The organism is Streptomyces noursei (genome assembly GCF_016917755.1).
GTDB classification, from domain to species: Bacteria; Actinomycetota; Actinomycetes; order Streptomycetales; family Streptomycetaceae; genus Streptomyces; species Streptomyces yunnanensis.
This window is the reverse complement of record NZ_CP070326.1, coordinates 8,895,078-8,913,984: the sequence shown is the minus strand read 5'-3', so window position 1 is coordinate 8,913,984 and position 18,907 is coordinate 8,895,078. Positions and strand designations below refer to the sequence as shown.

General features: G+C 70.1%; 19 protein-coding genes. 10 read left to right on the top strand and 9 right to left on the bottom strand.

Annotated elements, in window-relative coordinates:
- Nucleotides 1-81: 81 nt before the first annotated feature.
- On the top strand, nt 82-1,179 hold the full coding sequence (locus tag JNO44_RS38860; RefSeq protein WP_205368688.1) for an NADH:flavin oxidoreductase/NADH oxidase: 1,098 nt from the start codon (nt 82-84) through the stop codon (nt 1,177-1,179).
- Between the two features lie 689 nt (nt 1,180-1,868).
- The gene (locus JNO44_RS38855; protein WP_338058600.1) at nt 1,869-2,984 is read left to right on the top strand and encodes an IS630 family transposase; all 1,116 of its coding nucleotides are present in this window, start codon (nt 1,869-1,871) and stop codon (nt 2,982-2,984) included.
- A gap of 8 nt (nt 2,985-2,992) precedes the next feature.
- On the opposite strand, the gene JNO44_RS38850 is transcribed toward JNO44_RS38855, so the two are convergent.
- Nucleotides 2,993-3,235, bottom strand: coding sequence for a superinfection immunity protein (locus JNO44_RS38850; protein ID WP_205368686.1), 243 nt, complete (start codon nt 3,233-3,235; stop codon nt 2,993-2,995).
- A gap of 111 nt (nt 3,236-3,346) precedes the next feature.
- A complete protein-coding gene (locus tag JNO44_RS38845; protein ID WP_240167428.1) occupies nt 3,347-4,690 on the bottom strand; it encodes an IS630 family transposase in 1,344 nt (447 codons plus the stop codon).
- Nucleotides 4,691-5,151: 461 nt separating this feature from the next.
- Here JNO44_RS38845 and JNO44_RS38840 point away from each other — a divergent pair, with 461 nt between their 5' ends.
- The 4 genes from JNO44_RS38840 to JNO44_RS38825 all read left to right on the top strand — a co-directional run bounded on the left by JNO44_RS38840 (nt 5,152) and on the right by JNO44_RS38825 (nt 8,174).
- A complete protein-coding gene (locus tag JNO44_RS38840; protein WP_205368685.1) occupies nt 5,152-5,673 on the top strand; it encodes a thioesterase domain-containing protein in 522 nt (173 codons plus the stop codon).
- Entirely contained in the window at nt 5,670-6,833 is a 1,164-nt protein-coding gene (locus JNO44_RS38835) for an FAD-dependent monooxygenase (RefSeq protein ID WP_205368684.1), read from the top strand. Before JNO44_RS38840 ends, JNO44_RS38835 begins: the two co-directional genes overlap by 4 nt.
- 109 nt (nt 6,834-6,942) lie before the next feature.
- Nucleotides 6,943-7,179: a hypothetical protein gene (locus tag JNO44_RS38830; RefSeq protein ID WP_205368683.1), complete on the top strand. Its 237-nt coding sequence runs from the start codon at nt 6,943-6,945 to the stop codon at nt 7,177-7,179.
- Nucleotides 7,179-8,174 carry a cytochrome P450 family protein gene (locus JNO44_RS38825; protein WP_205368682.1) on the top strand — a complete coding sequence of 332 codons (996 nt, stop codon included), beginning with the start codon at nt 7,179-7,181 and terminating at the stop codon, nt 8,172-8,174. The genes JNO44_RS38830 and JNO44_RS38825 overlap by 1 nt, the downstream gene beginning before the upstream one ends.
- 72 nt (nt 8,175-8,246) lie before the next feature.
- Here JNO44_RS38825 and JNO44_RS38820 read toward each other — a convergent pair whose 3' ends face one another.
- Nucleotides 8,247-8,471: a hypothetical protein gene (locus JNO44_RS38820; RefSeq protein WP_205368681.1), complete on the bottom strand. Its 225-nt coding sequence runs from the start codon at nt 8,469-8,471 to the stop codon at nt 8,247-8,249.
- 150 nt (nt 8,472-8,621) lie between these two features.
- Between JNO44_RS38820 and JNO44_RS38815 the strand changes: the two genes are divergently transcribed.
- The 3 genes from JNO44_RS38815 to JNO44_RS38805 all read left to right on the top strand — a co-directional run bounded on the left by JNO44_RS38815 (nt 8,622) and on the right by JNO44_RS38805 (nt 10,724).
- Nucleotides 8,622-9,233 carry an ATP-dependent Clp protease proteolytic subunit gene (locus JNO44_RS38815; RefSeq protein ID WP_073448745.1) on the top strand — a complete coding sequence of 204 codons (612 nt, stop codon included), beginning with the start codon at nt 8,622-8,624 and terminating at the stop codon, nt 9,231-9,233.
- A 125-nt stretch (nt 9,234-9,358) separates the two neighbouring features.
- Nucleotides 9,359-10,048 carry an ATP-dependent Clp protease proteolytic subunit gene (locus tag JNO44_RS38810; protein WP_205368680.1) on the top strand — a complete coding sequence of 230 codons (690 nt, stop codon included), beginning with the start codon at nt 9,359-9,361 and terminating at the stop codon, nt 10,046-10,048.
- Nucleotides 10,049-10,352: 304 nt separating this feature from the next.
- Nucleotides 10,353-10,724: an ArsR/SmtB family transcription factor gene (locus tag JNO44_RS38805; RefSeq protein ID WP_039630418.1), complete on the top strand. Its 372-nt coding sequence runs from the start codon at nt 10,353-10,355 to the stop codon at nt 10,722-10,724.
- Between the two features lie 22 nt (nt 10,725-10,746).
- Here the strand turns inward: JNO44_RS38805 and JNO44_RS38800 are convergent, their stop codons facing one another.
- Nucleotides 10,747-12,120, bottom strand: coding sequence for an FAD-dependent oxidoreductase (locus JNO44_RS38800; protein WP_240167861.1), 1,374 nt, complete (start codon nt 12,118-12,120; stop codon nt 10,747-10,749).
- Nucleotides 12,121-12,315: 195 nt separating this feature from the next.
- Here JNO44_RS38800 and JNO44_RS45390 point away from each other — a divergent pair, with 195 nt between their 5' ends.
- On the top strand, nt 12,316-13,104 hold the full coding sequence (locus tag JNO44_RS45390) for a DUF6214 family protein (RefSeq protein WP_420882721.1): 789 nt from the start codon (nt 12,316-12,318) through the stop codon (nt 13,102-13,104).
- Here JNO44_RS45390 and JNO44_RS38790 read toward each other — a convergent pair.
- From JNO44_RS38790 to JNO44_RS38770, 5 genes are all read right to left on the bottom strand, one after another.
- Nucleotides 13,101-13,763, bottom strand: coding sequence for a TetR/AcrR family transcriptional regulator (locus JNO44_RS38790; protein ID WP_205368678.1), 663 nt, complete (start codon nt 13,761-13,763; stop codon nt 13,101-13,103). The two genes, JNO44_RS45390 and JNO44_RS38790, sit on opposite strands and share 4 nt — an antisense overlap.
- A 508-nt stretch (nt 13,764-14,271) precedes the next feature.
- On the bottom strand, nt 14,272-15,231 hold the full coding sequence (rfbB, locus tag JNO44_RS38785) for a dTDP-glucose 4,6-dehydratase (protein ID WP_205368677.1): 960 nt from the start codon (nt 15,229-15,231) through the stop codon (nt 14,272-14,274).
- A 28-nt stretch (nt 15,232-15,259) separates the two neighbouring features.
- The gene (locus tag JNO44_RS38780; protein ID WP_205368676.1) at nt 15,260-16,327 is read right to left on the bottom strand and encodes a glucose-1-phosphate thymidylyltransferase; all 1,068 of its coding nucleotides are present in this window, start codon (nt 16,325-16,327) and stop codon (nt 15,260-15,262) included.
- A 7-nt stretch (nt 16,328-16,334) separates the two neighbouring features.
- Nucleotides 16,335-17,699, bottom strand: coding sequence for an NDP-hexose 2,3-dehydratase family protein (locus JNO44_RS38775; protein ID WP_205368675.1), 1,365 nt, complete (start codon nt 17,697-17,699; stop codon nt 16,335-16,337).
- A complete protein-coding gene (locus JNO44_RS38770; protein WP_205368674.1) occupies nt 17,696-18,883 on the bottom strand; it encodes a nucleotide disphospho-sugar-binding domain-containing protein in 1,188 nt (395 codons plus the stop codon). The genes JNO44_RS38775 and JNO44_RS38770 overlap by 4 nt, the downstream gene beginning before the upstream one ends.
- Nucleotides 18,884-18,907 lie beyond the last annotated feature (24 nt).

The following is an 18,907-nucleotide window of genomic DNA, read 5'->3' as shown; positions in this document are numbered from 1 at the left end:
CGTAATTCGAAGGTCTTCGTAGTACGGTACTTGTCGTATCAAGCGCGGCCGAGGTGGCTGCCCGTGTGAACGGAGTCCTTTGTGAGCACCCTCTTTGAGCCCTTTCGACTTCGGTCGTTGACCATCCCCAACCGGGTCTGGATGTCCCCGATGTGCCAGTACAGCGCTGACGCATCGGGACCGGACATCGGCGTGCCGGGCGATTGGCACTTCGCGCACTACGGCGCGCGAGCCGTCGGCGGTACCGGACTGATCGTGGTCGAGGCCACCGCTGTCTCCCCGGAAGGGCGGATCAGCCCCGGAGACCTGGGCATCTGGAACGACAGGCAGTCGGCGGCGTTCCGGCGGATCACCTCCTTCCTCAAGGAGCAGGGCACGGTGCCGGGTGTGCAGATCGCTCACGCCGGTCGCAAGGCGTCGACGGACGCGCCGTGGCGCGGTGGTGCCCCGGTCGGCCATGACGCACACGGCTGGCAACCGGTCGCGCCGAGCCCGCTGCCCTTCGACGAGGGCCACCCGGTCCCGGACGAGCTGACGGTCGAGGGGATTCAGCAGGTGGTTCAGGACTTCGCCGCCGCGGCCCGACGGGCTCGGGACGCCGGCTTCGAGGTGGTGGAGATCCACGGCGCCCATGGCTACCTCATCGGCGAGTTCCTTTCCCCGCACACCAACCACCGCACTGATGCGTACGGCGGATCCTTTGCGAACCGGACGCGTTTCGCGCTGGAGGTCGTGGATGCGGTGCGAGCCGTCTGGCCCGAGGAGCTTCCCGTCTTCTTCCGCATTTCCGCGACGGACTGGCTGACGGAGAACCCCGATGACGAGCGCGAGGGGTGGACGGCCGACGACACCGTGCGGTTCGCCGCCGATCTGAAGGCGCATGGCGTCGACCTGCTGGACGTGTCCACCGGCGGTAACGCGCCCAAGGCCCGTATCGCCACCGGGCCCGGCTATCAGGTGCCGTTCGCGGAGCGGGTCAGGGCCGAGGTCGGACTTCCCGTGGGTGCTGTCGGGGAGATAACCGAAGCACGGCAGGCCGAGAAGATCACCGAGAACCACCAGGCGGATGCCGTACTGATCGGTCGCGAACTGCTTCGCAATCCGTACTTCGCACGGCATGCCGCGCGTGAACTCGGCGGCGACGCGGCAGCGCCGGTGCAGTACCACAGGGCCACCTGACCTCGGATTCCCCACGCGTGCTCGGCAATTCCAGCAGCACGGCCACCGGCGACGGGCGGACCGCCGGTTCGGGGCGTCGGCGGCCGATGCCATCGCGGTGCAACTCGCCCGAACCGGAGGCCGGTTGGCGGTCATCGGTCACTTGCCTTGCTGCCAGACGGAGTTGGCGTGGGCCAGATGCCCTACGGAGCGACGCCCTGCACCGCGCGGACGGTGGTCGTCCGCGGGAAGGCCAATCAAATCGCATGCTTCCAGGGCCTGTTGGGCGCTGACGGCGCCGATACCGGACCGTGGAAGCCCTGCGCCATGTCGAAGGTGTGACCTGCGTCGAGGGCACCTCCCGGCTGCGGACCGGGCGCCCCCCGGGTGATGGCCACCTGGCCTTCACCGGAAATCCCGCGATCAAACCCGCCCTCTCGCTCTTCTCGGCTCCACATGATCAAATAGAAACGGAATTTCCACTGCCTCTCATTGCCGTTCTGTCCGGGGCGGGAAAATGGTCCGTCTACCTACCATTTTCTTCAATGGAAGATTTTCGGTCTTGTGGTCGGACGGGTTCCGGTCGTCCTCGGTGCTCCGGCGGCCATAAGTGAAGGGATCTAGTGCTTTGACCGGGTTGGTTCACCGGGTTGATGGTTCTGGCGGTTGGATGTGCGGTGACGTCCGTGGGCCCGACCGTTGGGGGTGTGGTGGCTGAGCCTGTTCGTGTGCGCAGGTTGACCGACCAGGAGGGGCAGAAGCTGCAGCAGATCGTGCGCCGGGGCAGTACCAGTTCGGTGCGATTCCGACGCGCGATGATGCTGCTGGCCTCGGCCGGCGGGAACCGGGTCCCGGTGATCGCCCAGCTGGTGCAGGCCGACGAGGGCACCGTCCGCAACGTGATCCACCGGTTCAACGAGATCGGCCTGGCTTGCCTGGACCCTCGGTGGGCGGGAGGTCGTCCCCGCCTGCTCAGTCCTGACGACGAGGACTTCGTCGTTCAGACGGCCACCACCCGCCCGACCAAACTCGGCCAGCCCTTCACCCGCTGGTCGATCCGCAAACTCGCCTCCTACCTGCGGAAAGTGCACGGCCGCGTGATCCGGATCGGCCGCGAGGCGTTACGTTGCCTGCTCGCCCGCCGAGGCATCGCCTTCCAGCGCACCAAGACCTGGAAGGAGTCCCCCGACCCCGAGCGTGACGCCAAGCTCGACCGCATCGAGCACGTCCTGGACCGCTTCCCCGACCGGGTTTTCGCGTTCGACGAGTTCGGGCCGCTCGGCATCCGCCCCACTGGCGGCCCCGGCTGGGCTCTTGCCGATCAGCCCGAGCGGCACCCCGCGATCTACCACCGCACCCACGGCGTCCGCTACTTCCATGGCTGCTACTCGATCGGCAATGACACACTCTGGGGCGTCAACCGCCGCAAGAAGGGCGCCGCGAACACCCTGATCGCCCTCCGGTCGATCCGCGCGGCCCGCCCGGACGGCGCCCCGATCTACGTCATCCTGGACAACCTCTCCTCCCACAAGGGCGAGACCATCCGGCGCTGGGCGAAGAAGAACCGCGTCGAGCTGTGCTTCACCCCCACCTACGCGTCCTGGGCTAACCCGATCGAGGCCCACTTCGGCCCACTGCGGCAGTTCACCGTCGCCAACTCGAATCACCGCAACCACACCGTCCAGACCCGGGCCCTGCACGCCTACCTCCGCTGGCGCAACACCAACGCTCGCCACCCCGCTGTCTTGGCCGCGCAACGCAGGGAACGTGCCCGCATCCGCAGCGAGAAGGGAATCCGCTGGGGCGGACGCCCCCTCGTCGCATAACCCCGCGGTCACACGCCCAGCTGACCGCCCGGGACCACCACCGGGTCGGCATCGCGGGCGGGCATCGACATCGCCATGAACAGGGCGACAAACCAGAACAAACCAGTGAAAGTGCCGATCACATTGATCGCGATGACCAACCGCAGGCGCTGAACCCTCCTGCGATAGGCGACGAGCGACGGCACGCCGAGGAAGAGCAACGCGACGAGGGCCAAGCCCGTCAGCTCCAAAGGACCTATGTCTGAGAACACCAGTCCACCCTATCTACGTCCCCCGATCCATCGGATGTGAGGCCGGTCGGCACCACCCCGGCGAACCTTCCCGGTCAGAGCACTAGTGTGATGCGCCAGAAATCTGGTGGGTTAGTTCTTCTCTGTTTTCTGGCTGCTGGTGCCAACCTTGGTGAGGTAGTCGGCGAGGGAGTTGAGGATCTCGTCGGCGGTCTTGGTCCAGGTGAAGGGTTTGGGGTCTTCGTTCCACTGCGCGACCCACGCCTTGATATCGCTCTCCAGGGCCTTGACGGAGGTGTGGACGCCGCGGCGGATGAGCTTGTCGGTCAGCAGGCCGAACCACCGCTCGACCTGGTTCATCCAGGAAGATCCGGTCGGGGTGAAGTGAACGTGGAATCGGGGGTGTTTGCTCAGCCAGGTCCTGATCTCGGCGGTGTTGTGGGTGGCGTAGTTGTCGCAGACGAGATGGACGTCGAGGCCGTCGGGCACGGCCTTGTCTATCGTGATCAGGAACTTCTTGAACTCGATGGCGCGGTGGCGGCGGTGGAGTTCGCCGATGACAGTACCGTCGGCGATGTTGAAGGCGGCGAACAGGCTGGTAATGCCGTGCCGGTAGTAGTCATGGGTGCGCCGCTCGGGCATGCCGGGCATCATCGGCAGCACTGGCTGCGAGCGGTCCAGCGCCTGTATCTGGGCCTTCTCGTCGACACACAGCACCACCGCCTTCTCGGGCGGATTGTGGTACAGGCCGACGACGTCGACGACCTTGGCGACGAACTGCGGGTCGGTGGAGAGCTTGAACGCGTCCTGGAGATGAGGCTTGAGGTCGAACCGCTTCCAGATTCGCCCGATGGTCGATTTGGACAAACCGGTGCGCTTAGCCATTGATGCGCGTGACCAGTGCGTGTCCTTGCCTGGCGTGGACTCCAAGGTGGCCACGATGACCTCCTCGACCTGGTCGAGGAGGACCGAGGGCGGCCGGCCCGAGCGGGGCTCGTCATGCAGACCGTCGAGGCGTTTCGCAATGAACCGTGCCCGCCAGCGGTCCACCGTCGACCTGTCGATGCCGAGGTCGGCCGCGGCCTGCTGGTTTGTCCCGCCCTCCGCGCAGCGCAGCACGATCTTGGCTCGCAACGCGAGGAACTGGGCGGTCTTGGCCCGGCGCGCCCACTGCATCAGCTGCCTGCGCTCCGCCTCGTCCAGGACCAGGTCGGCCTTCGGCCGGCCAATCCAGCCGGCGTCCTCAAGCCCATCCATCCGCTCTGCGGCGAAAGCCCGACGCCACTTGCCGACCGTCCTGGCCTGGACGCCAATGATCCGTGCGACACCTGCGTTTGACATGCCATCAGCACACGCCAGGATGATGCGGGCCTTCTCGGCCGAGCGACGGTCCGGCATTTCCGTCCGGCGCACCAACTCGGCGCGCTCGGCCTCGGACAGCGTGATCTCCACAGCAGAAGGACCCGGATGCGACATAGCAACAGGGTACTTACTAAGCCACTGAATTTCTGGCGCATCACACTAGAGGGAAGACCCACACGATTCACGCCATCCAGCGGCCGGGTGGTGACTTGAGAGGTCTTGTGTGACCCCCGAGTTTGTTGTTGTCTCTTGTTATGTCGAAACCCGGCCAGGATTGATAGTCGGGCGGTATATGTCCGGGACGGGGGTGCCGACTATGCAGGGGACCGTGGAGAGGCGACGCCGCTCACCTGATGCCGGCGTCATGGGGCCAAGGGCGGGACTCGCCATGCCGGATGCCGTCGCGCCGGCCCCGCACCTCGTGCCGAGGCCGACGCCACCGCCATGTCTGGCGCCTATGGGGGCGAACGCCGCCCGCGCGCCCGCCGGATACTGAACGCGGCGTACCCCGTCTCCCAAAGAGGGCAGCGGCAGGGCCGGCTGCGGATGGCGATCCGGATGCCCTCCAGGGCACCGTGCTGATCGATCCGATCTTCGTCAAGCAGGGGGAGCGGCCCGATGTCGCCGACCACTCGCTGCTGGAGTGGTTCTTCTGGGAGCTGCTGTGGACGGAGGGCGGGGCCGCGCCGGTGATCTCGCTGCCGGACGGGCTGGAAGAAGAGGAGAAGTTCGGCTTCATCGTCGAACACGCCACGCGGGCGGGCGTTCTGCCGACGGGCAGTTCACGCACCACCGTGCGGCGCCTGTTCAGGATGTTCCAGGCGCACTGGCGGGCGATCCTCTCCTACCAGCCCGGATCGGGCGACGAGGACCTCGCACTGCTCCGCGCCACCGCGGAACTGCCGGAGATCCTCCGGCCGATGCACCGAGCCGCACAGAGCCTGCACGAGGACCCCACCCATGGTTGGGGAGCCCTGACCACCGGCCATGTCGAGGTGGTGGACGTGCCCGGTGACCACCTGGTCCTCCTGGAGGGACCGCACGTGAACGTCGTCGCCCGCAGAGTCGCCGAAGCGATCGAGAGGAGCGGGAAATGACACGGCGCTCCCCGCGCAAGGCCCTCATCGTCGGAGCCGGGATCGGTGGGCTGGCGGCCGCGGCCACGCTGCGCCGGGTCGGCGTCGAGGTCCAGATCTTCGAACGGGCCGCCGAGTTGCGCCCAGGGACCACGGCGGTCTCCTTGATGTCCAACGCGATCCTGGCGTTGCGCACCCTGGACATCGACATCGCCCCTGGCCTGGACAAGCGCGGTGAGGTCTTCGACGAGCTGAAGTTCCTCACCCGGCGCGGCCGGCCGATCAGGGCGATGCCGTTCCGTGAACTCGCGAACCGCCTGGGCGCGTCGAACTACGCCGTCCACAGGGCCGATCTCCAGCAGACGCTGCTGGACGCGATCGGCGGCGATCAGGCCATCGAACTGAACGCCGCGGCCACGGAGTTCGTCACCGGCGACGACGGGGTCGAGGTGACCTTCGAGGACGGGCGGAAGGCCGCCGGCGACGTCCTGATCGGCGCGGACGGCTTCAACTCCACGATCCGCCGGCAGGTGGCGGTCGCCGACGACCCGCGGCCCGGCAACTACATGTGCTGGCTGGCGACGGTGCCCTTCGGCCATCCGCGGGTGACCAAGGGCTACGCCGCGCACTACTGGGGGCGGGGCCAGCGCTTCGGCCTCGCCGACATCGGTCACGGCCGCGCGTACTGGTGGGGGACGAAGAACATCCCCGCCGGGGCTTCCGGGAGCCGGCGACTCGGCAAGGAGCAGGTCGCCGGCCTCTTCGCCGGCTGGGCCGACGAGGTACAGGAGGCGATCCGGGTCACCCCCGAGGGCATCACCGCCCAGGACCGCCCGTTCCTGCAGCGGTGGGGCACCGGACGCATGACCCTGCTCGGGGACGCGGCGCACCCGATGCTGGTGAGCCTCGGCCAGGGCGCTGCGCTCGCCATCGAGGACGCCGTCGTCCTCGCCGAGCACCTCAAGGAGGCCACGGAACTGCCCTCGGCCCTGCGCGGCTACGAGGACCGGCGCCGGCCGCGGACCGAGGCCCTGGTCGCCGAGGCCCGTGCGCTCAGCGAGACCGAGCAGTTGGAGGGCCCGTTCGCCTCCCGGATGCGCGACCTCTACTTCCGGTTCGCGCCCCCGTCCAAGTTCACCAGCCAGAACGAAGCGGTCCTCACCTGGCCCCCGCCGGGATGACCACGCCCCCTGACCGTCGGCGGCCGCCCCGCGGCGGGTACCCACGTGCCCGCCGCGGGGCGGACACCCCAGCCCGCCGGACCGCCCGCACCCCTCCCAGGAGCACGCCATGGATCTGGCCCACCCGCTGTTCTCCCTCGACCCGTACGCGAACGACGTCCACGCGGAGGCCGAACGGCTGCTCGCCGCCGGCCCCGTCGTACCCGTCGACGTGGTCGGCGTGGCCGCCTGGGCGGTGAGCCACCACGCCGTCGCCCAGCACATACTTGAGGATCCACGGTTCTTGATGAACAGCAGGAACTGGGGGCCCTGCAGCGCGGCGAGGTCTCCGAGGGCTGGCCCCTGATGAAGATCATCAGAGGTCAGAACATGGGAACCGCCGACGGCGCCGAGTACCGGCGGCTGCGCGGACTCGTCTCCCGGGCCTTCACCCCGCGCAGGGTGGAGGCCCTGCGGCCGGGGATCCAGCGGATCGTCGACGACCTGCTGGAACAGCTCGCCGTCACCCCCGCCGGTGAGGTGGCCGACCTCAAGGCCGCCTTCGCCGTCCCGCTGCCGATGGGGGTGATCTGCGAGCTGTTCGGAGTGCCGGACGAGCAGCAGGCGCTGCTGCACGCCCTGTGCAACGCGGTCTTCGACACCACCTCCCGGCCGGAGGAGGTCGCCGCCACCGAGGAGGGCCTGTACCGCTTCATGGCCGAACTGGCCGAGAGCAAGGTCGCCGAGCCCGGCGACGACCTCACCTCCCTGCTGGTCGAACACCGGACCAACGGCACCATCACCCTCGACGAACTCGTCGACACCCTCATCCTGGTCCTGGCCGCCGGACACCAGACGACCATCAACTTCTTCACCAACTCCCTGCTCGCCCTGCTCACCCACCCCGACCAGCTGGAGCTGGTGCGCGCCGGTGAGGTCTCCTGGGAGGCGGTGACCGAGTCGGTGCTGGCGTGGGACTCCCCGGTCGGCCAAAGTCCGTTCCGCTACCCGACGCAGGACATCGAGATCGGGGGCGCACTGATCCGCGCGGGCGAGCCGGTGATGATGTCCTACGCGGCGCTCGGACGGGATCCGGCGCACCACGGCCCGCTGGCCGCGTCGTTCGTCGCCGCTCGCGACACCCGCCATCTGTCCTTCGGCCATGGACCGCACTTCTGCGTGGGCGCCCCGCTGGCCCGCTTGGAGGCGCACATCGCACTGCCGGCCTTCTTCAACCGCTTCGATACCGAACTGGCCGTCCCGGCAAAGGAGGTGGAGCCCTTTCCCTCGCTGGCGCTCAACGGCATCCGCGCACTTCCGGCCGTGATCAGGCCGCGTGCGGGGGCGGCCGCCGGGGTCTGAGACGCGCCCCACCGGGCCGGGCGGCGTCCGTCAACCCGTCGACGTCCGAAGGCACATGGGCGCATCGGCGCATCAGCGGATCGGCACACCGTCACGCCCGGCGCGAAACCCGTGATCGTCACGCAGCAGTGGTTGCGGCATTGGCCGCACATCGTCCGCGGCGACTTCGGCGGTCCCGCCGTCCGGGCCATCGCGGGCGAGAACCCATTTGCGTTTCTGATCAACCACCGCGACTCGATGGAACGGCCGGATGTGATGGCCCGCGGAAGCAAACGCGAATGCGCTGTCAGTGAACAACTAGGCGCTGAGTCAGCCCAGTTGGACGATTGTTGTTACGGTGTGTCAGGTAGGCGTGGGCGGACACGGTGTGGCCTGTTGGGTGGTCCGCCGAGTGGTCCGCTGCCGAATTCAAAGGAGGATCTCGTGGCTATCCGTCAGGCATTAGAAATTAACTCGACGAGCCCTCGACTGGCATCGCCAGCCCCCGGCGGCGGTCTCGGTGATCAGGTCTTCAGCAGGCTGCTGAATGACCGCATCATTTTCCTCGGGCAGGAAGTCGACGACGAGATCGCAAACAAGATCACCGCGCAGTTGCTGATGCTTGCGGCGGAATCCGAGAACGACATCTACCTTTACATCAATTCTCCCGGCGGTTCGATCACGGCGGGCATGGCCGTCTACGACACGATGAACTACATCAAGAACGATGTGGTCACCATCGCCATGGGCTTCTGCGCTTCCATGGGGCAGTTCCTGCTCACCGCGGGCGCCAAGGGGAAGCGTTTCGCGCTGCCGCACACGAAGATCCTCATGCACCAGCCCTCCGCGGGGCTCGCCGGCACCGCCTCCGACATGCGGATCTACGCGGACCAACTGCTCAAGACCAAGCGGGAGATGGCCGAGCTCATCGCGGCGAACTCCGGCAACAGCGTCGAGACGATCACCAAGGACTCGGACCGCGACCGGTGGTTCACCGCGGAAGAGGCCCGGCAGTACGGACTCATCGACAAGGTCATGACCTCTACCGGGGACGCTCCTGGCGGCGGCGGCACCGCCTGAGCGCGTTGCCGGACAACTGGTGCGCCGACCGGCACGCACCGGGTGTCCGACAACGGTCCAGCGAAGCGAGCCCCCCGTCATCGGTGGGGCGTCGGCAGCACCCGAGAAGAGGAAACGAGACCGTCATGACACCAGACTCTTTGCGCGGCAGTGCGCAGGGAATCCTGACGAGCCGCTATATTCTCCCGAACTTCTCGGAGAGGACGACGAACGGGACCCGGGAGTACAACCCGTACGGCAAGCTCTTCGAAGAGCGGATCGTTTTCCTGGGTACCGAGATCGACGAGACGGCGGCCAATGACGCCATGGCGCAGCTCCTCTGCCTGGAGTTCCTGGACCCGGATCGTGACATCTCCATCTACATCAACTCGCCCGGTGGATCGTTCAATGCCCTCACCGCCATCTACGACACCATGCAATTCGTGAGGCCGGATATCCAGACGGTCTGCCTCGGCCAGGCGAACTCCGTCGCGGCGGTCATTCTCGCGGCCGGTACCGCGGGCAAGCGAATGGCGCTTCCGCACTCCCGCGTTCTCCTGTGCCAGCCGGTCAGCCCCGTACGCCAGGGCCAGATCTCCGATCTGGAAATCCATGCGGACGAACTGGATCGAGCCAGGAACTGGATCGAAGAAGTCCTCGGCAAGCACTGCAACTTGGACGCCAAGAAGGTCCGTGAGGACATCGAGCGGGACCACATCATGACCGCCGACGAGGCGAAAGAGTACGGCTTGGTCGACCAGGTGCTCGCCCCCCGCGGCAACTCGGCAAAGAGCGCTGCCACGTTGGCGGGCGGCGCGGGAGGATCCTCGCGCTGATCACGGTCACCGGCGCCGTACCTCCGGCTCCCGCTCGACCTCCGCTCCGCAGCTGGGAGGCGTCCTCGACAAAGGTCACGCCTCCGACATGCTGCGGAGCTTCCGCGGTTCGGTGCCGGCGCATCGTGCGGACGAACGGGCGGGTGGGGCGGTCTCGCCGCTTCTACGACGAGCATCGTATTATGGCAAGTGTCAAACTACGATGGGTCTCGTACAATGGGGTCTTCAAGGGCCGCCGCGACCACCGGAGAATGCCGGGTGCGGGCGCGCCGCAGCTCAACAGATCCGCAGGTCAGGAGCCGTCATGCCGACCGAAACGCCCGCCGCCGGGGCCGCCTCGGGCGCCCGGTCGCTCCCGCACCCGGACCGTGAGGACATCCGGCTCGCCCAGGTGCTGCACGCCCTCGCCGACCCCATGCGGCTGCGGATCGTCTGCGCCCTGGCCGCCGCCGAGGGCGAGCTGAACTGCGCGGACATCGAACTGCCGGTCAGCAAGTCGACCTGTACGCACCACTTCCGGGTGCTGCGCGAGCATGGCGTGATCCAGCAGTTCTACCGCGGCACCGCCAAGATGAACGGCCTGCGCCGGACCGACCTCGACGAGCTGTTCCCCGGCCTGATCGACGGCGTCCTGCAGGCGGCCCGCCTCCAGGAACGCCGCCTCGGCGCACTCTGAACGGCCCGCCGACCGCCCCGGCTCAGCGCCCCACCAGCACCGACCGCGCCGCCCGCAACAGCCCGTCCCAGTCGGCCAACTTGACCGTGCCGCGCCCCAGGCTGCGTCCCCGTTCGGCCTCCGCCGCCTCGATGGCCAGCCAGCCGCGCCAGGGCACCGGCCGCGCCCCGATCCGCTCCAGCGCCGCCACCGGTTCCGCCGCCACCGGCCGCCCGGCCAGCCCGGCCGCGTCGGCCAGCAGGGACCTCGCGGTCTCCTTGGCGCACGGCCGGTTGGTGCCGATCACCCCGGTGGGGCCGCGCTTGATCCACCCCGCCACATAGACGCCCGGATACGGCTGCCCGTCCTTCAGGACCCGCCCGTTCGCGTGCGGCACCGTCCCGCTCGCCTCGTCGAACGGCAGCCCCGGCTGCGGCAGGCCGCGGTAGCCGACCGAGCGCAGCACCAACTGCCCGGCGATCTCCTCGTATTCACCCGTCCCCGTGACCCCGCCGCGTCCGTCGGGCACGGTCCGCTCGAACCGCACCGCCCGGACCCCGGTGACCGGGTCCCCGAGGAGCTCCACCGGGCGCAGGAAGAACCGCAGATGGATCCGGCGCTCGCGCCCCACTCCCGCCGCCATGGCCACCGGCCGCTCGGCCCAGTCGCGCAGTACCTCGACGTTCCGCCGCATCGGGGCCGGGAGTGTGCTCGGATCGCGGTACGCCGGGTCCAGCGCCAGTTCCTCGGGCCGGACGAGCACCCGCGTGCCGGGCAGCGCGCCCAACTCCCGCAGCTCCTTGGTGGTGAACTTGGCCTGCGAGGGGCCGCGCCGGCCCACCATCCACACGTCCTCGACCCGACTGTCGGCCATCGCTCCCAGCGCGCCCTGCGGCATATCGGTCGAGGCCAGTTCCGCGGCATCCCGGGACAGCATCCGGGCCACGTCCACCGCGACGTTCCCCACCCCGATCACCACCGCCGAGCCGGCCGTCAGCGTGAAGCCGTCGACCGCCGCGTCCGGATGCGCGCTGTACCAGGCGACGAAGTCGGTGGCCGGATAGCTGCCGGGCAGGTCCTCCCCGGGGATGTTCAGATGCCGGTCGGTGGCGGCGCCCACGCAGAACACCACCGCGTGGAAGATCTCCTGGAGCTGCGCGAGGCTCACGCCGGCTTCCCCCACCTCGACGTTCCCCAGGAAGTGCACCCGGGGGTGCTCCAGCACCGCCCGCAGGTTGCTCTGCAGCGACTTGATCTTCTCGTGGTCGGGTGCCACGCCGTAGCGCACCAGGCCGTACGGGCAGGGGAGTCGGTCCAGGACGTGGACCTCGACGTCTGGGACGTCCTCCTGCTCGACGAGCGTCTGAGCGGTGTAGACACCGCTCGGTCCGGAACCGATCACTGCGACACGAAGCACGGGTGGCCCCTTCCGCGGAGTACCCCCAGGATCGCACCGGCCGGCCCGCGGCGGGAGAGCTGCGCTATCGGGGTTGCTCCCGGTCCGATGAGCGTGCCGCGCCCGTTGGCCGGGTGAGCTGGAGGCTAGGTTTTGTTTGTGTCGGAAAGTGAGTTTTATACCGATAACCCCCGATATAAAGCGCGAGGCGGGGCATTGGAGTGGCCGGACTGGGAGCTTCAGGCGCATGGCTCGGCCGCGTCCGAACTGGGCCCCTGGTTCAGTGCCCGGCTGACCTTCCCCCACGGCGCCCGGATCGACGTCCTGGTGACGGTCACCGGTGACCGCCTCACCGTCGAGGACGTCCGCGCCGATCCGCCGCTGACACTGGACGATCTCGCCATGCTCGCCCGCTGGATCGAGGGCCCCCTCGACGACGCCTGCCGGGCGGCCACCGGACGCCCCCCGAAGACCGCGCCCGGCCCCGGCGCACCCCGGGACCCGGAGCCCGGACCGGCAGCCGCCGCAGCGGAAGAGGGCGAGGGCCTGGCCCGCCCCCGGTCGGCCCGCTCGGAGGTCGCCGCGCCGGCGGACGACGTCGTCCACGGCGAGGGAGTGCTGCGCGGTGCGGGCGCCGGGCCGGCGGCCGGCAGTGGCGCGGCGGGCGCGGCGCCGGCCGACGGCGCGCCGGATCCGGTGCCGATCGCCGCGGACGACGGTCCGGAACCGGCCGCCGGCCCGGCGCGCGCACCGAGCCCCGACCCGGGCCGGGAGGCCGACGCCGCCCCGTCGCCCGCCGAGTCCCGCGCCGCGGTCCTCGTCCGCTCGCGGGCCGGAGAGCGCCGCAAGATCGCGGCGGCCGCCTACCGCGCCGCCCAACAGGAAGGCCGGGACCCGATCCTGGCCGTCATGAACGCCACCGGCCGCAACCGCCGACGAGCCCTACGGCTGATCGCCGGCGCCCGCGACGCCGGCCTGCTGACGCCACGCCACAACAAGCGCTAGGTCGTGCCGCGCCACCCGCCGGGGCGGCCGCGTGTCGTCGTCCCCTCGGGTGGGCGTTCGCCCGGTGGCACGCCCAACTCCCAGTCCAGTTCGTACCGTTGGAACAGTTCGGCGCGCAGCCGGACCCGGGGCATCTGTGCCCCCGGCAGCAGCATCGGCACCACGGATCCCATCAGCAACGCCCGCAGCATCGGATAGTCGGTATCGGGATCGGCCGACCCGTAGGCCACCACCGTCTCGCGCAGCAACTGGGCCAGCCGCTGTTGCTCCGGGCACTGGATGAAGCCAGGGGCCGTCAGGATGCCGGCCATGTGCGTGCGCATCAGCAGCGGCTCGTCGTGCGCCAGCCCCAGGATCGCGTCGACGGCCCGGGCCAGCAGCTCCCGCCCGGCGTCCGGCCCGGTCGGCCGCGGTTCGCGCTCCAGCGCTGCCTGGAGCGTGCGGTGCATCAGCCGGTGCACGGCCGACTGGAGGAGCTGGTGCTTGCCAGGGAAGTAGTAGGAGATCAGTCCGCGGGCCGCGCCCGCCCGCTGGGCGATGTCGCCGAGCGTCGTCGCCTCGTAACCGCGCTCGCCCACCAGTTCGACCGTCGCCTGCAGCAGTCGCTCGCGGGAGCGCCGCCGCAATTCTTCGTTGACCGATGCGCTGCGGGGGGACATGCTGTAACTCCTGCGTTGACTGGCTCAGAGCCAATATACTCAGCGCAGGTTCCGGAAGTCCGTCCGTGGTGGCGGTATTTCCGGCCAGGCTGCTTGATTCGGGCGACGCGGGGGATCGCCCGAATCAGGTGGAGGTACGTTCGCGATCTGCCCCCTGACCTGCGTTCCCGTAGGTCAGGGGGCAGATCGCGTCCTGGGATGACGCGGACGCGCCGAGGTGACGCGGGGCGGCTGCGGGCGGCGCCGATTGACGCAATGTCAGGAACCCGGAACGCACCGGGCGAATGATCATTGTGTTGCGGCGGAACGACGGCCGCATTTCGGAATGATCAATTGACGGGACGGTCGTCGAGGAAACGATTGTTCGGTTTTGTTGGCTGAGTATCGCCGGCCTGCGGGATTTTCGTGCGGCGGTGCGGCGGTGCGGCGGTGCGGTGCCCTGGGCCTCGCGGGCGAGGGTCTGTCCGATGGGTCAGGGCGCGGACTCGGCCATGACCCGTCGGAGACCCTAGGCGTCCCACCACTCCCGGTGCGTGCGGTACCACTCCACGGTTTCCGCCAGGCCCTCGTCGAAGGTGTGGCGGGGGCGGTAGCCGAGCTCGGCGGTCGCCTTGCCGTGGTCGAGGGAGTAGCGCAGGTCATGGCCCTTGCGGTCGGCGACGTGGTCGACGCTGTCCCAGGTGGCGTCGCACTCCTTGAGGAGCCGGTCGGTCAGTTCCCGGTTGGTCAGCTCGGTGCCGCCGCCGATGTTGTAGACCTCGCCCGGCCGCCCGTGGCGCAGCGCGAGGCGGAGGGCGTGGCAGTGGTCGTCGACGTGCAGCCAGTCCCGGGAGTTCCGGCCGTCGCCGTAGAGCGGCACCCGGCCGCCCCGGAGGAGCCGGGTGGTGAAGAGCGGGATCACCTTCTCGGGGTGCTGGTACGGGCCGTAGTTGTTGGTGCAGCGGGTGATCCGGACGTCCAGGCCGTGGGTGCGGTGGTAGGCGAGGGCGAGCAGGTCGGACGCGGCCTTGGAGGCGCTGTAGGGGGAGGTGGGGGCCAGCGGGGAGTCCTCCGTCCACGAGCCCTCGGCGATCGAGCCGTAGACCTCGTCCGTGGAGACATGAAGGAACGTTCCCGTGCCGTGGCGGACGGCCGCCTCCAGCAGCACCTGGGTACCCACCACGTTGGTGGAGGTGAACGCGGCGCCGGAGGCTATCGAGCGGTCGACGTGCGACTCCGCTGCGCAGTGCACCACCGCGTCGTGGCCGGGCAGCAGCCGGTCGACGAGGTCGTGGTCGCGGATGTCGCCGTGGACGAAGTGCAGCCGCGGGTCGTCGCTCACGGGGGCGAGGTTGGCGCGGTTGCCGGCGTAGGTGAGGGCGTCCAGCACGGTGACGCGGTCGGTCTCCCGGAGCCCCGTGGGACCCAGCAACGTGCGGACGAGGTGGGAGCCGATGAAGCCGGCGCCACCGGTGACGAGGATGTGCATGAGGCGGGTTCTCCCCGGGGTCGGGTGGTCAGGAGGTGAGCTGCACCTTGCTGTGGTCGGCGAGCACGAGGCGGTGCGCGCGGGGTGCCCGGCGCGCGCCGCTGACCTCCACGCCCCGCCCGATCAGCGAGCCTTCGAGGCGGCCGGCGTGGTCGATGCGCGAGCCGTCGAGGACGATGGAGAACTCCACCTCGCTGCCGGTGATCACGCAGTCCCGCCCGACGGCGGTGGACGCGCCGATGTGGGAGTCGGTGATGACGCTGTCCCCGCCGATCACCACCGGTCCGACGATCCGCGACCGGACGATCTTGGCGCCGGGTTCCACCCGGACCCGGCCGACCAGCTCGCTCGCGGCGTCGACGCTGCCGAGCCGGGCGGGCGCGACGCTCTCCAGCACACAGCGGTTGGCCTCCAGCATGTCGGCGGCGTTCCCGGTGTCCTTCCAGTATCCCGTGATCACGGTGGGGCGCACGACGTAGTCGTGGGCGACGAGCCACTGGAGGGCGTCGGTGATCTCCAACTCGCCGCGGGCCGACGGGTTGATGGCCCGGATCGCCCGGTGCACGACCGGGGTGAAGAGGTACACGCCGACCAGCGCCAGATCGCTGCGCGGCGCGCGCGGCTTCTCCTCCAGCCGCACCACACGGCCCTCCGGGTCCAGCTCGGCGACCCCGAACGCGCACGGATCGGCGACCTTGGCGAGCAGCACGCGGGCGTCGGGGCGGGGCGCGTGGAAGTCCGCGACGAGTTCGTCGACGCCGTCGACGATGATGTTGTCCCCGAGGTACATCACGAAGTCGTCCTCGCCCAGCCAGTCGCGGGCGATCAGCACCGCGTGCGCCAGCCCGAGCGGTTCGCCCTGCGGGAGGTAGGTCACCCGGGCACCGAAGCGGGAGCCGTCGCCGACGGCCGCCTCGATCTCGGCCGCGGTGCCGCCGGTGACGATGCCGATGTCGGTGATGCCCGCGGCGACCAGCGACTCGATGCCGTAGAAGAGCACGGGCTTGTTGGCGATGGGGACGAGTTGCTTGGCGGAGGTGTGGGTCAGCGGCCGTAGCCGGCTGCCGGTGCCGCCGGCCAGGACGAGTGCCTTCACGGTGAGTTCACTTCCATGGTGCGTAGCGCATGCAGGCGAGCAGGGTGCGGGCCTGGACGTTGACGTAGTTGCCGTGCCGGGTCAGGTCGGCCAGCTGGCCCGGCGTGGTCCACAGGAAGCCCGGCGGGGCCTCGTCGGGGGCCTCCTCGGCGGTCGCCTCGACGAGCAGGTAGCGGCTCTCGGCCCGCAGGAACCGGCCGCCCTCCTCGGAGTGCACCGCCGCGTAGCGGATGCGCGCCGGCGGGGCGCCGCGCACGAGATCCAGGAACGGCGGTCGCCCGTCCGCCAGTCCGGCGTAGTTGCCGGGCGTGCACTGCACCGTGGGGCCGATCTCGACCGACTGGAGCAGACCGCCCTCGACCTTGGCCCGCGCCAGCAGGTGCCGCACCCCGCCGATCCGCCGGGTCACGAAGGCCGTCACGCCCTCGCCCACCGGCGCGAACAGCGGCTGTGTCCAGCTGCCCACCTCGCGGTTCCCGGCCCGCACGGCCACCGCCACCACCCGGAAGAACCGCCCCTCGTCATGGCTGACCGCGGTGTCGGTGCGGGTCCAGCCGCGGACCTCGGCGAGCGGGATCCGATCGACCCGCAGCAGGTGGGCGGCGCGCTGTGCCGTGAGCCACGAACGCACCGCGGTGTCGGAGTGCAGCGCTTCCGCGCCGTCGTCGGTCGGGGGCACGCAGGACAGCACCGAGCGCGCGTCCATGTTGACGAGGTTGTCGTGCCCCAGCAGCTCGCCGATCTGGCCGAGGGTGAGCCAGCGGAAGTCCTCGTGCTCGGGGACGTCGTCGCGGGTCTCCACGATCATGTTGCGGTTGGCCTTGTGGAGGAACCACGCGCCGTGCTCGGACTGCAGCACGTCGACGAGGACCGAGCCGGGCGCGGGCCGCGCGAAGTACTCCACGTACCGGACCGGCGCGCCCCGGTGTGCGCCGGTGAAGTTGCTGCGGGTCGCCTGCACGGTGGGGGAGAGCTGGACCAGGCCGGGGTTGCCGGGCTCCATCTTGGCCTGCATGAGCACGTGCGGAACCCCGCCGAACTCCTTCACCAGGAGACCGAGGATGCCGACCTCCGGCTGTCGGATGACCGGCTGGTCCCACGCCGGGAACGGCTCCGGACCGCCGGTGACCCGCACGCCCTGCACGGTGAAGAACCGGCCGGTGCGGTGGCCGAGATCGCCGCTGTCGGGGTCGAAGGACCAGCCGTCCAGGGCGTCGAACGGGATCGGTGCGACGTGGTGGCGCTCGGCGGCCCGCCGCTGCGCGATCCACTCCGCGACCTCGCCGGTCGGGGTCCGGGTGCCGGCGAGGTGCTCGGCGGACCGGGCCAGGCGCCGTGCGGCATCGGCGTCCGCGCGTCGGGTGAGGCTCATGTGCCCGCTCCCGCCGCGATCCGCGCCAGCTGCGGGACCAGGGCGGCCGGTGGCGGCATGGCCTCCATGGTGTGCCGCAGCCGCTCGGCCGCGTGCCCGTAGGACGGCTCCCCGAGCAGCGCCTGAAGCGCCTTGCGCAGGAACTGCGGGTCGTTCTGCTGCTCAACGGTGTCGACGGCCATCCCGGCGCCGACGGCCGCCAGCCGCTCGGCGAACGCGAAGGTGTCGGCGAACTGCGGGAGCACCAGCTGCGGTACGCCGAGACCGGCCACGGTCATGCCGGTGCCGGCCCCGCCGTGGTGCACCACCACCGCACAGTCGCCGGCGATCAGGTGCAGCGGCAGCGGGTCGATCAGCCGCACCGTGTCCGGTACCGGGCCGAGCTCCGCGCGGTACGCCTCCGGCACGGTCGCCAGGACCTCGACGCCCGACGACCCGTCGCCGGCCGCCGCCAGGATGCCGCGCAGCAGCGGGACGCCGTTGAGAGCCAGGGTGTGCGAACCGAGCGAGACCAGTACGCGGCGCGGTGGCGCCCCGGCCCGCCGCTCGGCCCGCAACCAGTCCGGCAGCCCCCCGTTGCCGTTGTAGGGCACGTACCGCATGGGCAGGCCCGGGGCGACGCCCGGGAGCTGCAGGTCCGCCGGGCAGGGGTCGATCACCGCGGTGGGTTCCGGCAGTTCCGCCAGTCCCAGTTCCTCGTGCAGCGACCGCAGGGCGGCCCGCGCGGCCGGGCCGACGCCGCCCAGCAGCGGATCGACGCCGTACCGGTGCCGCACCACCGGGACGCCCACGTGGGCGCCGACCACCGGGGCGTTGAACTCCATCACGTCGCAGACGATCAGGTCGGGGCGATGCGCCCGGGCCAGGTCCAGATAGCGCGGCAGCACGTCCGCGCTGTGCCGCTGCCACACGGGCGGGAAGGCGGCCAGCATCTCCGGGGTCCAGCGGCCGACGCATTCGAAGGGCCGCAGTCCGGGCCGGAACAGCAGCTCGCGCATCGCGTCGTCGATGCCCGCGCGCCGCCCGGTCGGCACGGCGTTCAGGCCGGCTCCGGCCACCGCGTCCAGGACGTCGGGCTGGCCCGCCACCAGTACGTCGTGGCCGGCGGCCCGCAGCGCCCAGGCGAGCGGCACCATCGGCAGGAAGTGGGTGGCCGACGGACTGGTGATCAGCAGGACACGCATACGGGCCTCCGGAGCGGCGGCGGG

What these genes read in the sequence shown, in the direction of transcription:
- JNO44_RS38845 (WP_240167428.1), bottom strand. Translation starts at nt 4,690, where the DNA reads ATGTCGCATCCGGGTCCTTCTGCTGTGGAGATCACGCTGTCCGAGGCC.
- JNO44_RS38835 (WP_205368684.1), top strand. Translation starts at nt 5,670, where the DNA reads ATGACACGGCGCTCCCCGCGCAAGGCCCTCATCGTCGGAGCCGGGATC.
- JNO44_RS38830 (WP_205368683.1), top strand. Translation starts at nt 6,943, where the DNA reads ATGGATCTGGCCCACCCGCTGTTCTCCCTCGACCCGTACGCGAACGAC.
- JNO44_RS38825 (WP_205368682.1), top strand. Translation starts at nt 7,179, where the DNA reads ATGAAGATCATCAGAGGTCAGAACATGGGAACCGCCGACGGCGCCGAG.
- JNO44_RS38810 (WP_205368680.1), top strand. Translation starts at nt 9,359, where the DNA reads ATGACACCAGACTCTTTGCGCGGCAGTGCGCAGGGAATCCTGACGAGC.
- JNO44_RS38805 (WP_039630418.1), top strand. Translation starts at nt 10,353, where the DNA reads ATGCCGACCGAAACGCCCGCCGCCGGGGCCGCCTCGGGCGCCCGGTCG.
- JNO44_RS38790 (WP_205368678.1), bottom strand. Translation starts at nt 13,763, where the DNA reads ATGTCCCCCCGCAGCGCATCGGTCAACGAAGAATTGCGGCGGCGCTCC.
- rfbB (WP_205368677.1), bottom strand. Translation starts at nt 15,231, where the DNA reads ATGCACATCCTCGTCACCGGTGGCGCCGGCTTCATCGGCTCCCACCTC.
- JNO44_RS38775 (WP_205368675.1), bottom strand. Translation starts at nt 17,699, where the DNA reads ATGAGCCTCACCCGACGCGCGGACGCCGATGCCGCACGGCGCCTGGCC.
- JNO44_RS38770 (WP_205368674.1), bottom strand. Translation starts at nt 18,883, where the DNA reads ATGCGTGTCCTGCTGATCACCAGTCCGTCGGCCACCCACTTCCTGCCG.